This is a genomic window from Thioalkalivibrio sp. ALgr1, assembly GCF_000378285.1.
Classification (GTDB): Bacteria; Pseudomonadota; Gammaproteobacteria; order Ectothiorhodospirales; family Ectothiorhodospiraceae; genus Thioalkalivibrio.
This window is the reverse complement of record NZ_KB905132.1, coordinates 518,552-531,490: the sequence shown is the minus strand read 5'-3', so window position 1 is coordinate 531,490 and position 12,939 is coordinate 518,552. Positions and strand designations below refer to the sequence as shown.

Here is a 12,939-nt window from a genome sequence, read left to right as displayed (position 1 = left end):
TTCGTGAGCACGGCTGCCGAGTCGCAGAACCGGCCAAACCGCGACTGGCGCGAGGCGCTGGCCGTCTACCGCCACCCGCGGGTGGTGGGCATGCTGTTCCTCGGTTTTGCCGCCGGACTCCCGCTACTGCTGACCGGCGGCACCTTCACCGCCTGGCTGCGCGACCTCGGGGTCGAACTGGCCTCCATCGGTTTCCTCTCCTGGGTGGGCATGGCCTACAGCATCAAGGTGCTGTGGGCTCCCATCGTGGACCGGATGCGGCTACCGCTGCTGACCCGGATCTTCGGGCGACGGCGGGCCTGGATGCTGGCGGCGCAGGCGACCATCATGCTGGGGCTGTTCGGAATCGCCTTTACCGACCCCACCGAACAGCTCTGGCTGGTCGCGGTCTGGGCGGTACTGACCGCCTTTGGTGCCGCGACCCAGGACATCGCGATCGACGCCTACCGCATCGAGGCGGTCAGCCAGGAGCGCCAGGGCGCGATGGCCGCAGCCTATGTCTTCGGCTATCGCGTGGCATTGCTGACGGCCGGGGCGGGGGCGCTGCATATTGCGGCCGCCGGCAGCTGGAGCCTGTCCTATATGGCGATGGCGGCGCTGATGCTGGTCGGGGTCGTATGCACCCTGATCGTGCGCGAACCCGAGGTGGCCACCCGCGACGCACAGACCGCCCGGCTCGAACAACGCGTGGTGCATTACATCAACAACACCGCCGACACCGGCCTCTGGCGGGACTTCAAGGCCTGGTTCATCGGCGCGGTGGTATGCCCGTTCGTGGAGTTCTGGCAGCGCTTCGGACGAATCGCCCTGCTGGTGATCGCGTTCATCGCGATCTTCCGCATCAGCGACATCTTCATGGGGGTGATGGCCAACCCGTTCTATCTCGACCTGGGCTTCACCAAGGACGAGATCGCCAACATCGCCGCGGCCTTCGGGCTGGCGATGACGCTGACGGGGGCCGCCCTGGGCGGACTGCTGGTCGTGCGTTTCGGGATCATGCGCATGCTGATCGCCACCGCCATCCTGGCGCCGGCTACCAACCTGACCTTCTCCTGGCTGGCGACCCTGGGCCCGGAAACCTACGGCCTGGTGTTCGCAATCATGGCCGACAATCTCTCCGGCGGGATGGCGATATCGGTGTTCATCGCCTATCTCTCCAGCCTGACCAACTCGGCCTACACCGCGACCCAGTACGCCCTGTTCAGCTCGATCATGACCCTCCCGGGTCAGTTCCTGGCCGGATTTACCGGCGTATTCGCCGAGCACCTGGGCTGGTTCTGGTTCTTTGCCAGCTCCGCGCTCATTGGCATCCCCACCATCCTGCTGGCCCTCGCCCTGATGCGCTGGGCCAATCCGGACCGCATGGCCCAGCCGGGCCGACCGTCGGAGTTGCAGGCGCCGCCGGAGGGACCGGAACGCGCCCCCTCGTAAGAGGCGGGCCCGGGTTCCGAACGTCGGCCCGTCCGTCCGGGGCCTACCAAAACAAAAACGTCCGCCGGCGATGACGATCGCAAGCGGACGGCAGGGCAGCGCCCCCGGTATCGAAGGGGCGGCTATCGACTACTCCCGGCTTCAGGGGCGCTTCGGCGTCTGGTATTCCGCCTCTTTCTGGAAAGACTCCCAGATCGTCTCGTAACCGACGAAGCCCTTTTCGTTGGGCGGCATCTGGCGGGTCACCAGGTAACGGGACTTGCCGTCCGGGACCTGCGGGTGTTTCTTCTCGGTATCCTGGCTCATGGTTCATTCACCTCGCTTCGATGAAAAAGAGGGGATGGGACATTAACGTCTCGCCCCCAGACATACTGAAAGGCCGGGCAAACCGGCCCCATCACTCGATGGGCACCGCTCGTCCGCTGTCGATTTCCGGGCCCGACTCCACCTTGCCACCATGCTCGATTTCGTCCGCAGTGGCATCACGCACCAACAACACATTCAGTTTGAAAATCACCTGCCGACCACACAGCGGGTTATTGCCATCAATGGTGATCGTCTTGTCGTCGAGCCGCGTAACCAGAAAATTCTTGGTCTGGCCACGATCGTTTTCCATCAGGATCGCCGTACCGAGCTCGCGGTACTCCTCCGGCACGTTTTCGATCGCTTCCGTGATCACCAGGGACTCGTCGCGCGGGCCGTACAGCGCATTGCAATCGATGGGAACCTCGATGGTTTCGCCCTGCGCCTTGCCCTCAAGCTCGCCCATCACCTTGGGCGACAGGACCTCATTGACGCCGTGCACGTATCCCAGGGGGAACTCCACCTCGGTCAGGACCTGGCCGGATTTCTCGTCGATGACCTGGTAATTCAGCTCGACGTACTTGTTGTCCTTGATTACATCTGTCATTCAAAGTCCCGCTGTCTTAGAAAATGGACGCACCGAAGATTCGCACTTCGCCTTCCTCGTAGCCGAGGACCATGCGGCCGAGCCACTCCCCTTCTTTCTTCGTGCTGCGCACCCGATACAGGACCGTGACATGTTCGCCGCGGCGAATGATGCCGAGGTAATCCCAGTCATCTTTCAGGTTGCGGGTCAGCTCGCTCTGGGCGAACTGCTTGCCCACCTCGACCTCGTTAAGGCCGAACAGCAGGTGGTAGGAGAACCGGCGGACGAACTTGCCGTACTGGCCCTTGTTCGAGTACTTGATCAGATCGCTCCACATGGGATGGGCGATCTCCAGGATCTCCTCGTCGGAGTGATCGATGATGTTCATCGAGGTCTCCGGCATTGGCTGTGCTTCAGCTGCACTGGTCATGTTGAAACCCCCGGGGGTGACGGTTGAAAGAGAAGACCAACGCGCGAACGCGTTGGCCATCGCTGCTTGCCAGCCGTGGTGACGGGGCCGCACCCGACCCCGTCACGTTAGCACCCTAGGCTTCCGCCTTCTCGGGTTCGGCCGGGGCCTCGTCCTTGTCGACCAGGTGATAGCACGGCGCCTTCTCCATGGTGTACTCGCCCGTCTTCGGGTCACGACGAGAGACGGTCAGGTGATGCCAGTTCTTGTCGTCGAGCTTCATGTAGTCGCCTCGGTAGTAGTAACCCGGCCAGCGGGTTTCCTTGCGGAACAGCGTGTGTTGGAAGACGCTCTCGGCCGTGCGCACGCGGTGCTTCAGCTCCCAGGCACGCAGCAGCTCGTGGATGTCCTCCGCCGCCAGCTTGTCCAGATCCTCTTCGAGGATGTGCATCTTCTTCAGGCCGATATTGAGCAGCTTCTCGTTGGTCATGTAGCTGACCGTCACGCCGCCGCAGTATTCATCCATCAGCTTCTGCAGGCGGTCAAGACCCTGGCGCGGATTGATGAAGTTCGGATTGACCGAACCGGCCACAACCTCGTTGCTATAGATCTTGTAGTGCTCGAGCGGCTTGTAGATCTCCTCTTTGCGCTTGTTGATCTGCGAATCGGAGACGCGGATGCCGTCGGCCTTGCCATCGTCGATGTACTTGCAGGCAGCCTTCGCGGCCAGCCGGCCCTCGGTGAAGGAACCGGAGGAGAACGCATGTGGCGTCCCGCCCACGGCGTCGCCGGCACCAAACAGGCCTTCGACGCTGGTCATGCGGTTGTAGCCCCAGAAGTACTCGGGCGGGGAAACATCTTCCGGACCGGAGCACCAGGCTCCACAGCCCGTGGCATGCGAGCCCATCACGTAGGGCTCCGAGGTGGTCAGCTCGGGGTTCTCGTTCTTGGGGTCCACGTCGGTGGCGGCCCAGAGCACGGCCTGGCCGACGGTCATACCCAGGAAGTTCTCCCAGCCCACCTCTTCAAGATGCGGATCCTGGAAGGCCTCCATGGTGACCATGTGGATCGGGCCACGGCCGGCATTCACCTCGTTGAGGAACGCGTGGTTGCGCAGGCATGTCGGGATCGGGCGATGGGTCCGGTGGGAGACCTCCGGATCCAGGTACTCCTTGCCGACCATCTCCTGCAGCTGCGGCCACCACTTGGACTCGTACTCTTCGCCGTTGCAGTTCTGCGTGCGGGTCTTCAGATGCAGGAAGTAGGCACCTACCGGGCCGTAACCATCCTTGAAGCGGGCCAGCACGATGCGGTTTTCCATCTGGGTCATCTTGGCACCGGCATTGATCAGCAGACCGTAGGCCGAGCCGGAAGACCAGGGCGCGTACCAGACACGACCCGCCCCTTCACCGACCGAGCGCGGCTTGAAGATCATCGATGCGCCGCCGGCAGCAACGATTACCGTCTTCGACTTGAAGACGTGATAGTTGCCGGTGCGCACATTGAAGCCCACGGCGCCGGCCACCCGGTTCTCCTTGGACTCGTCCATCAGCAGATGGGTGACGCAGATGCGGTTGTAGATCGTATCGGCCGACTTCTTGGCGGCCTCGGCCACGATCGGCTTGTAGGACTCGCCGTGGATCATGATCTGCCAGCGGCCTTCCCGCTGGTAGGCGCCCGTCTTCGGGTCGCGCATCAGCGGGAGACCCCATTCCTCGAACTGGTGCACGGTGGAATCCACGTGGCGCGCCATGTCGAACAGCAGATCCTCGCGCACCATGCCCATCAGGTCGATACGCGCGTAGCGAACATGGTCCTCGGGGTTGTTCTCGCCCCAGCGGGTGCCCATGTAGCAGTTGATCGCGTACAGGCCCTGGGCCACGGCGCCGGAGCGGTCGATGTTGGCCTTCTCCGCAATCACGACCTTCTTGTCCTGGCCCCAGAACCGGGCTTCCCAGGCGGCGCCCGTGCCGCCCAGGCCGGCGCCACAGACCAAGATGTCGATGTTGTCTTCGACGATTGTCTTGTAGGCCATCAGTAGTACACCCCTTCTTTCAGTTTGAGACCGGCGGCCTCAAGCGTGTGCAGATCCCCCTCATCCATACGGATGTACTTGGGCTCGTTGAACAGCAGCTGGCTGTCCCTCATCGACTTGTCCGGCGCAGGAACGTCGGCCAGCTGCGGGATGTGCTTGCCCCAGGGTTTGGTGGTAATGGGCGACAGGAACTCCTTTTCGCGACCATCGCGGAACTTGATCTTCCAGGCGATAGTTCCCCGCTCTTCGTCGCGGTCGACGCGTACGCTGTGCCCAAGCGGCGCGAAGTCCGCATAGCCGCGCACGTCAATGGCGTGGTGCGGGCAGGCTTTCACGCAGGAGAAGCACTCCCAGCACATATTGGGCTCGATGTTGTAGGCACGACGGGTGGTTTCGTCGATATGCATGATGTCTGACGGGCAGATATCCACGCAGTATCCACAGCCATCGCAACGGGTCATGTATACGAAAGTTGGCATGGTAGTCCTCGATCGATGCTGATGTTCGGGTAAATGGCTTTAGTAGTGGTTGGGCGCTTCACGCTGGATACCCTTCCCCATCTCCATCGGCGCGTCGCGCAGCAACTCCATGGAATGGCGCTGCTGCTGCTCGGGGTCATCACGCGTAAGGGTCGGAAGGTTCTCGGCGGAGCCGTCGGCCCGGGTAAGGCGCTTCTGGTAGGCCGCGGCGGGCTTGAAGAACATGTGCGCGAATTTCGACCAGTAGACGGTTGCGAACAGGGTCGTGGTAGCCGCGAGGAAGAGCACGAAGAAGAGCCAGCCGAGGGCACCTGCGCCCTGGGTCAGCGACCACAGAATGGCGAACGTCGACATCGCCAGCAGCGACACGATGAACAGGTCCGCGCGGACCAGCTGGTACCAGCGACGGCCTTCGGAATTGACATCGACACGAATGAAAAACCAGAACCAGTAGCCGCCAAAGGCGAGCGACAAGGCGCCCAGGTGCCACAGGAGCGGCCACACGCCGGCGGCCGGCTCGGCCGCGTAGCCAAAGATCAGCACGGCGGAGGAGACGACGAAAACGATAAAGCCCCACATGGTGAAGAGGTGGGAGGCACGACGCGTCGGATTCTTGAATTCGCCGGAGGTGATGACCTCTTTCCCGATGGTCTGCATCGCCAGCGAGAATTTCTCGCCACCGCTCACGCTTCGGCTCGCATTCTTCTCGGCTTTCTTGGCGTTCTCGAAAAAGTACTTGGCACTCCTCTTGTGCATCATGTCGAGGATCGTGCCGCCGGCCACGAGAATGACCATGAGCACGACATACCACTGCATTGCGGCTGGTGGAATAAACGCAGCCAGTTCGGCAAAGGGATTACTAGTGATCACGGCGTCAGGCCTCCTCAGAGTGTCCAATTGGCCCACCGAGTCTGTGCCAACTCCATCTTGTGCTTCAAATCAAACTTGCTTGCCGAGACATAAGTTCAATGTATGGGGTCATATGCTTATTTAGGGAAACGCTAATCTATGGAGCTGCTTTCACGGGCTTTGCGCGCCACAAGCCGGTCGCGCGACTGGAAAGTAATGTGGCGACCAGCACAAGAACCTTTAATCAACCACGAAACCCGCATTGGGACCGAACGGCAGCCGATTGATGAACCGCGCCGCTCCAGACGCGGCCGACAAGGGGTCAAGTAACCCGGCGCTTTATGGACTATCTTGTGCTACGTTCAGGGTCGACTTGCAGCACGGCCGGCGACCAGACCGGCTGGCCACGTACGGCCCGAGCACGACACTCGGCGGGATAATCCGCCCAATCCATGCAGTCCACATCCAGCGTCGGCAGGAGATAAAGCCCCATGATCAAACCGCACGGTGCAGACACCCTGAAGCCCCTGTTTGTCTACGACCCCGAACAACACCATGCCTTGTTGAAAGAGGCCGAAAGCCTCCCCTCCGTGGTGATCAGCTCTGCGGCCGCCGGCAACGCCGTGATGATGGGAGGGGGCTATTTCACACCCCTGACCGGCTTCATGAATGTCGCAGACGCAATGGGCTGCGCGGAGGACATGCGAACCACCAGCGGTCTGTTTTTCCCGGTCCCGGTGGTAAACCTGTTGGAGAATGCCGACGCCATCCGCGGGGCCAAGCGAATCGCCCTGCGCGATCCCAACATGGAGGGGAACCCGGTACTCGCCATCCAGGAAGTCGAGGCCATCGAGGAGTTCACCCCCGAACAGATGGAGACCATGACGCAGAAGGTCTACGGCACGACCGACATGGAACACCCCGGGGTGGCCGCCTTCAACAGCGAGGGCCGCGTCTGCGTGTCGGGCCCCATTCAGGTGCTCCACTTCTCCTATTTCCAGGATGACTTCCCCGACACCTTCCGCACTGCGGTCGAGATCCGCAACGAGATTGCGGAACGCGGCTGGAACAAGGTGGTGGCCTTCCAGACCCGCAACCCGATGCACCGCGCTCACGAGGAGCTATGCCGCATGGCACTGGACCAGCTGGGCGCCGATGGCCTGGTGATCCACATGCTGCTGGGCAAGCTGAAGCCCGGCGATATCCCGGCCCCGGTGCGCGACGCCGCCATTCGCAAGATGGCCGAGATCTACTTCCCCCCGAACACCGTGATGATCACCGGGTACGGCTTCGACATGCTTTATGCCGGGCCGCGGGAGGCCGTGCTCCATGCGCTGTTCCGGCAGAACATGGGGGCGACCCACTTCATCATCGGGCGCGATCACGCCGGGGTTGGGGACTACTACGGACCGTTCGACGCCCAGACCATCTTCGACACGGAGGTCCCGAGCGACGCACTGGAGATCGAGATCTTCCGAGCGGACCACACCGCCTTCTCGAAGAAGCTCGGCCGCGTGGTCATGATGTGTGATGCGCCCGACCACACGAAGGAGGACTTCGTGCTCCTGTCCGGCACCAAGGTGCGCGAGATGCTGGGCCGCGGCGAGGCACCCCCGCCCGAGTTTTCCCGCCCGGAGGTGGCCGAGATCCTGATGGACTACTACCAGAGCATCAATCAGTAACCGGGCTCGACTGCGTCAAAGCCCGGAAACAGAAAAGGTGGCGGGAGATCCCGCCACCTTTTTGCGTTCTCAGTAGGTCTTCGACAATGCCGCCTGGATCTCGGCGAAGGTCCGCGCGACATCAAAGGTCTGCACCGACACGCCCAGTTGGCGGCCAATCTGCGTGGCCGAGAACATGCCCCGGATGCGGGTCTCGCCGGTCGCCGGATCCGTCTGGCCCACGAGCGCATGCTGACGCCCCCAGTCCTTCAGGGTTGCGATGATGTCGCCAACGTCCGCCTGCATCACCCGTTGCATGTCCAGAAGATCCACATCATCCAGGGGCGCCATCAGGTCACGGACCCGGAGGTCCTCATGCCGCAGACCACGCTCATTCACCATCTGGATCGGGCGCTCCCCCTGCGTATCGCGAGCCGTAATCAACCCGCGCACCTGCCGCGCGTCGTCGACCACGATCAGCAACCGCACACCCCTGGCAATCATCTGCTCCGTCGCCTGACCGAGGGTCGCGTCGGGACCAATTGTGGCCACCGGCACTCGGCGGAAGTCGGTCAGCACACACAACGCGGAGGAGGCCAGCGTAACCCGCGGTTCCTCGTCGGTTACCTGCTGAAGCCCGGTTCCGGGAGCTGCCTTGCTCGATGGCAGGGGCTTGTGCGGGAATTCTGCGGTCATCGCATTTCTCCATCCAGGGTGGGAACCTAGACGATGCCCTGAGATGGGCGCGCTGACAAGCGGGTCCCGTCTGACGAAACCGCGGGGCGGCGCAGCGCCGGGGAGGCGCCAGGGAACCCCGATGGGTCACTCGATTCCGGCTGCTGCCTCTTCCGGCGTTGGCCGGATCTCGAACGACATGCGGTCGAGATCCCCCAGCGCCCAGGTCGCCTCGGGCGCGCCGAGACCCGCGACCGTGCCGGGATTCACGACCCAAGTGGAGCCATCCTGCACATGCGGCTGCTGACGGATCTCGGTCTCGTGGCTGTGGCCGCAGCAGACCAGGTCGTAGTCACCCGTGCATGCCATCGCATGGGCGTAATGGGGGTAGTGCGTGACGAAGATGCGGCGCCCCCCCAGGGTGATCGTGGCATCCAGCCCGTAGTAGTGCAGCAGGCCGTTGGACTGATGGGCGATGCGCGAGATCGCGACCGGGTCCCCCAGGTTGTTGCCATGCACCGCGTGTATCGGCACACCCAGCTTCAGCGAGGCCCGCAGCGTATTGCCGCCGATCACGTCGCCACAGTGGATGACCGCCTCGGCGCCCTCGACAATACCGGCCTCGATCGCGCGGGCCAGCATCGGGCCGCGGTCATGGCTGTCGGAAACAATGCATACCTTCATGGGTTCGCAGGCCTCTGTTGCCAAATTCCAGTGCCGGGACGATAACACTGCCGCGCCCCGCCCTGCCCCCGGGCCCAATTCGAGGCATCCGAACGGGCACGCAGAATCCATCTTTGACTCCCTTGTGGTGGGCACCCCGGAACTGCATAGTGGGGGTAACCCCGACCGAAGTAAGGGGTATTGCAGTATATCGCGATTGTCTAACTTACAAGGCGTTGACGATTTATGGCACAGACCCCGTCGCACGAAATCAAGAACACCACCTGTTACATGTGCGCCTGCCGCTGCGGCATCCGGGTGCACCTGCGCGACGGGGAGGTACGGTACATCGACGGCAACCCCGAGCACCCGATCAACGAGGGCGTGATCTGCGCCAAGGGCGCCTCCGGGATCATGAAACAGCACTCCCCGGCGCGGCTGACCCAGCCCCTGCGGCGCAAGCCCGGCGCCGAGCGGGGCGACGGCGAGTTCGAGCCGATCTCCTGGGAGGAGACCTTCGAGATCCTCGCCGAGCGCCTCGGGCACATCCGCGAGACCGACCCGAAGCGCTTCGCGCTGTTCACCGGGCGTGACCAGATGCAGGCCCTGACCGGGCTGTTCGCCAAGCAGTTCGGCACCCCCAACTACGCCGCGCACGGCGGTTTCTGCTCGGTGAACATGGCCGCCGGCATGATCTACACGATCGGCGGCTCGTTCTGGGAGTTCGGTGGTCCCGACCTGGAACGCTCGAAGCTGTTCGTGATGATCGGCACCGCGGAGGACCACCACTCCAACCCGCTGAAGGTGGCGATCTCCAAGTTCAAGCGCCAGGGCGGGCGCTTTATCTCCATCAATCCGGTGCGCACCGGCTACTCCGCGATCGCCGACGAATGGGTCCCGATCCGTCCGGGGACCGATGGCGCCCTGCTGCTGGCCCTGATCCACGAGATCATCAACAAGGGCCTGTACGACCGCGACTTCCTGGTCCGCTACAGCAATGCCGGCCAGCTGGTGAACATGGACGAGGACCAGGACGAGTTCGGCATGTTCCTGCGCACCGAGGATCCGCCGGAAGAAGGCTGCTACGACGCGCAGAACCAGCTCTGGTGGGATCGCAAGACCGGGCGCCCGGTCGCCACCCACACCCCGGGCGCCGACCCCTACCTGCTCGGAGAATTCACACTCGACGACGGGACACGGGCGAAGCCCTCGTTCCAGCTGCTGCAGGACCGGGTCGCGGAGTACACCCCGGAATGGGCCGAGCGCGTCACCGGCATAGCGGCCAAGGATATCCGCCGCCTGGCCCACGAGATGGGCGTGACCGCGCGCGATCAGCGCATCGAGCTGCCGATCGCCTGGACCGATTCCTGGGGTGTGGAGCACGAGTCGGTGACCGGCAACCCGGTCTCCTTCCATGCGATGCGCGGGCTGGCCGCACACTCGAACGGCTTCCACACCATCCGTTCGCTGTCGATCCTGATGTCGCTGCTGGGCACGATCGATCGCCCCGGTGGCTTCCGCCACAAGGCCCCGTTCCCGCGTCCGATCCCGCCTTGCGCCCGCACGCCGAAGGGGCCGGAGGGCGTTCAGCCCGGCAAGCCGCTGGACGGCATGGTGCTCGGCTGGCCGGCCAGCCCGGACGACCTGTTCGTGGACGACAAGGGCGAGCCGGTGCGACTCGACAAGGCCTTCTCCTGGGAGTACCCGCTGGCCGTGCACGGCATGATGCACAACGCGATCACCAATGCCTGGCGCGGCGACCCCTACCCGATCGACACCCTGCTGATCTTCATGGCCAACATGGCGTGGAACTCGACCATGAACACGGAAGAGGTCCGCAAGATGTTGAACGACAAGGACGACAACGGGGAATACAAGATCCCGTTCCTGGTCGTGGCGGATGCCTTCCAGTCCGAGATGACCGCGTTTGCCGACCTGGTGCTGCCGGATACCACCTATCTGGAACGCCACGACGTAATGTCGATGCTGGATCGCCCGATCTCCGAGTTCACCGGCCCGGTGGACTCGGTGCGCATCCCGGTGGTGCCGCCCAAGGGCGAGTGCAAGCCCTTCCAGGATGTACTGATCGAGCTCGGGTCGCGCCTGAAGCTACCGGCCTTCGTGAACGAGAAGGGCGATCGCAAGTTCCGCGACTACCCGGACTTCGTGGTCAACTACGAGACCGAGCCGGGCTCCGGCATCGGTTTCCTGGCCGGCTGGCGCGGCAAGGGCGGCGAAAAGTCCCTGCGTGGCGAACCCAACCCCAACCAGTGGGAGATGTACGCGAAGAACAACTGCGTCTTCCAGTACGAACTGCCGCGCAGCTACCAGTACATGCGTAACTGGAACAAGGGCTATCTGGAGTGGTCGCAGCGCAACCGCATCACGCGCTATGGCGAGCCCGTGCTGATCCACCTCTACTCCGAGGTGCTGATGAAGTTCCGCGCCGCCGCCCAGGGCAAGGGGCCCACGCGCAAGGCGCCGGCGCACCTGGCCAAGCGCGTCGAGACCTTCTTCGACCCGCTGCCCTTCTACTATGACCCGCTGGAACACCAGTCCACGGACAAGCACACCTACCCGCTGGCGGCCGTCACCCAGCGGCCGATGGCGATGTACCACTCCTGGGACTCCCAGAACGCCTGGCTGCGCCAGATCCACGCCCACAACCTGCTGTACGTGAACGCGCGCACCGCGCGGGCCGCCGGCATCGAAGACGAGGACTGGATCTGGGCGGAAAGCCCCTGGGGCCGGGTGCGCTGCATGGCCAAGTACTCGGAGGCTGTCGAGCCCGGCACCGTCTGGACCTGGAATGCGATCGGCAAGGCCGCGGGGGCCTGGAACCTGACCCCGGGCGCCAACGAGTCACGCAAGGGCTTTCTGCTGAACCACCTGATCTCCGAGGAGCTGCCGGGGCAGAGCGGCCCGATCTCGAACTCCGATCCGGTGACTGGTCAGGCGGCCTGGTATGACGTCCGCGTACGAATCTACAAGGCCGAAGAAGGGGAGCCGCAGGAGACCTCTCCCCAGTTCAAGCCGCTCAAACCGTACCCCGGCCAGTCCACACGGGCACGTGTTTTGAACTTCTTTGCGGGCATAGGAGGCAAGAAATGACCCAACTCGCCCTCGTCATCGATCTCAACGTCTGCGTGGGTTGCCACGCCTGCGTGACCAGTTGCAAGGAATGGAACACCTCCGGCGATGCCGGCCCACTGGTCGACCAGAACCCCTACGACGCGGACCCCACCGGCACCTTCTTCAACCGGGTGCAAAGTTTCGAGGTGGGTGAATACCCGAACACCGAGACGGTGCACTTTCCAAAGTCCTGCCTGCACTGCGAAGAGCCGCCCTGCGTGCCGGTCTGCCCGACCGGGGCGTCCTACAAGCGCGAGTCGGACGGCATCGTGCTGGTCGATTACGACAAGTGCATCGGCTGTAAGTACTGCTCCTGGGCCTGCCCCTATGGCGTGCGCGAGGTGGATGCCGAACGCAAGGTGATGACCAAGTGCACCCTGTGCGTGGACCGCATCTACAACGAGGAGCTGCCGGAATGGGATCGCAAGCCGGCCTGCGTGCGGGCCTGCCCGACCAATGCGCGGCTCTACGGCGATATCCATGACCCCGAGTCGGTCGTCTCGAAGGCCATCCGCGAGGCCGGTGGTTACCAGCTGATGCCGGAATGGGGGTCCAAGCCGGCCAACCACTACCTGCCGCGGCGCAAGACCCAGCTCACCATCCGCGAAGACGAGGTCGAACGCGCGGACAACCCGCTGAAGATCGACAGTCAGTTGCCGAAGCCCGGGCAGGACGAACCCTCGCTCGACGACGTCACCAGCTGGTAAACAGGGACG

12 protein-coding genes are annotated in these 12,939 nt (G+C 63.4%); 4 read left to right on the top strand and 8 right to left on the bottom strand.

The genetic code is table 11. The annotated features are described in order from the left end of the window. Positions 1-3 precede the first annotated feature (3 nt). The gene (locus F466_RS0102510) at positions 4-1,431 is read left to right on the top strand and encodes an AmpG family muropeptide MFS transporter (protein WP_018175099.1); all 1,428 of its coding nucleotides are present in this window, start codon (positions 4-6) and stop codon (positions 1,429-1,431) included. Between the two features lie 141 nt (positions 1,432-1,572). Here F466_RS0102510 and F466_RS13685 read toward each other — a convergent pair whose 3' ends face one another. From F466_RS13685 to F466_RS0102480, 6 genes are all read right to left on the bottom strand, one after another. Beyond that, positions 1,573-1,737 (bottom strand): hypothetical protein, encoded by a 165-nt coding sequence (locus tag F466_RS13685; protein ID WP_018139797.1) that lies wholly within the window; start codon positions 1,735-1,737, stop codon positions 1,573-1,575. A gap of 91 nt (positions 1,738-1,828) precedes the next feature. Further along, on the bottom strand, positions 1,829-2,341 hold the full coding sequence (locus F466_RS0102500; protein ID WP_018139796.1) for a peptidylprolyl isomerase: 513 nt from the start codon (positions 2,339-2,341) through the stop codon (positions 1,829-1,831). 16 nt (positions 2,342-2,357) lie between these two features. Further along, positions 2,358-2,708 carry a hypothetical protein gene (locus F466_RS0102495; RefSeq protein WP_018139795.1) on the bottom strand — a complete coding sequence of 117 codons (351 nt, stop codon included), beginning with the start codon at positions 2,706-2,708 and terminating at the stop codon, positions 2,358-2,360. A 157-nt stretch (positions 2,709-2,865) separates the two neighbouring features. Further along, on the bottom strand, positions 2,866-4,764 hold the full coding sequence (gene aprA / locus F466_RS0102490) for an adenylyl-sulfate reductase subunit alpha (RefSeq protein WP_018139794.1): 1,899 nt from the start codon (positions 4,762-4,764) through the stop codon (positions 2,866-2,868). Next, positions 4,764-5,243, bottom strand: a complete 480-nt coding sequence (gene aprB, locus F466_RS0102485; RefSeq protein WP_038038494.1) for an adenylyl-sulfate reductase subunit beta — start codon at positions 5,241-5,243, stop codon at positions 4,764-4,766. The genes aprA and aprB overlap by 1 nt, the downstream gene beginning before the upstream one ends. Before the next feature lie 39 nt (positions 5,244-5,282). Beyond that, positions 5,283-6,059 carry a hypothetical protein gene (locus F466_RS0102480; protein WP_018139792.1) on the bottom strand — a complete coding sequence of 259 codons (777 nt, stop codon included), beginning with the start codon at positions 6,057-6,059 and terminating at the stop codon, positions 5,283-5,285. 524 nt (positions 6,060-6,583) lie between these two features. Here F466_RS0102480 and sat point away from each other — a divergent pair. Continuing rightward, positions 6,584-7,774 (top strand): sulfate adenylyltransferase, encoded by a 1,191-nt coding sequence (gene sat / locus F466_RS0102475; RefSeq protein ID WP_018175097.1) that lies wholly within the window; start codon positions 6,584-6,586, stop codon positions 7,772-7,774. Between the two features lie 69 nt (positions 7,775-7,843). On the opposite strand, the gene F466_RS0102470 is transcribed toward sat, so the two are convergent. Together F466_RS0102470 and F466_RS0102465 are read right to left on the bottom strand one after the other, a co-directional pair. After that, complete coding sequence (locus tag F466_RS0102470) at positions 7,844-8,449, bottom strand: CBS domain-containing protein (RefSeq protein WP_012981477.1); 606 nt, start codon at positions 8,447-8,449, stop codon at positions 7,844-7,846. Between the two features lie 126 nt (positions 8,450-8,575). Further along, positions 8,576-9,112: a metallophosphoesterase family protein gene (locus tag F466_RS0102465; protein WP_012981476.1), complete on the bottom strand. Its 537-nt coding sequence runs from the start codon at positions 9,110-9,112 to the stop codon at positions 8,576-8,578. 225 nt (positions 9,113-9,337) lie between these two features. Between F466_RS0102465 and F466_RS0102460 the strand changes: the two genes are divergently transcribed. Both F466_RS0102460 and F466_RS0102455 read left to right on the top strand, forming a co-directional pair. After that, the gene (locus F466_RS0102460) at positions 9,338-12,202 is read left to right on the top strand and encodes a molybdopterin oxidoreductase family protein (RefSeq protein ID WP_018139790.1); all 2,865 of its coding nucleotides are present in this window, start codon (positions 9,338-9,340) and stop codon (positions 12,200-12,202) included. Then, positions 12,199-12,930 carry a 4Fe-4S dicluster domain-containing protein gene (locus F466_RS0102455; protein WP_012981474.1) on the top strand — a complete coding sequence of 244 codons (732 nt, stop codon included), beginning with the start codon at positions 12,199-12,201 and terminating at the stop codon, positions 12,928-12,930. Before F466_RS0102460 ends, F466_RS0102455 begins: the two co-directional genes overlap by 4 nt. The last annotated feature ends 9 nt before the right edge of the window (positions 12,931-12,939 follow it).

What these genes read in the sequence shown, in the direction of transcription:
- F466_RS13685 (WP_018139797.1), bottom strand. Translation starts at nt 1,737, where the DNA reads ATGAGCCAGGATACCGAGAAGAAACACCCGCAGGTCCCGGACGGCAAG.
- F466_RS0102500 (WP_018139796.1), bottom strand. Translation starts at nt 2,341, where the DNA reads ATGACAGATGTAATCAAGGACAACAAGTACGTCGAGCTGAATTACCAG.
- F466_RS0102495 (WP_018139795.1), bottom strand. Translation starts at nt 2,708, where the DNA reads ATGAACATCATCGATCACTCCGACGAGGAGATCCTGGAGATCGCCCAT.
- aprA (WP_018139794.1), bottom strand. Translation starts at nt 4,764, where the DNA reads ATGGCCTACAAGACAATCGTCGAAGACAACATCGACATCTTGGTCTGT.
- aprB (WP_038038494.1), bottom strand. Translation starts at nt 5,243, where the DNA reads ATGCCAACTTTCGTATACATGACCCGTTGCGATGGCTGTGGATACTGC.
- F466_RS0102480 (WP_018139792.1), bottom strand. Translation starts at nt 6,059, where the DNA reads ATGCAGTGGTATGTCGTGCTCATGGTCATTCTCGTGGCCGGCGGCACG.
- sat (WP_018175097.1), top strand. Translation starts at nt 6,584, where the DNA reads ATGATCAAACCGCACGGTGCAGACACCCTGAAGCCCCTGTTTGTCTAC.
- F466_RS0102470 (WP_012981477.1), bottom strand. Translation starts at nt 8,449, where the DNA reads ATGACCGCAGAATTCCCGCACAAGCCCCTGCCATCGAGCAAGGCAGCT.
- F466_RS0102465 (WP_012981476.1), bottom strand. Translation starts at nt 9,112, where the DNA reads ATGAAGGTATGCATTGTTTCCGACAGCCATGACCGCGGCCCGATGCTG.
- F466_RS0102460 (WP_018139790.1), top strand. Translation starts at nt 9,338, where the DNA reads ATGGCACAGACCCCGTCGCACGAAATCAAGAACACCACCTGTTACATG.
- F466_RS0102455 (WP_012981474.1), top strand. Translation starts at nt 12,199, where the DNA reads ATGACCCAACTCGCCCTCGTCATCGATCTCAACGTCTGCGTGGGTTGC.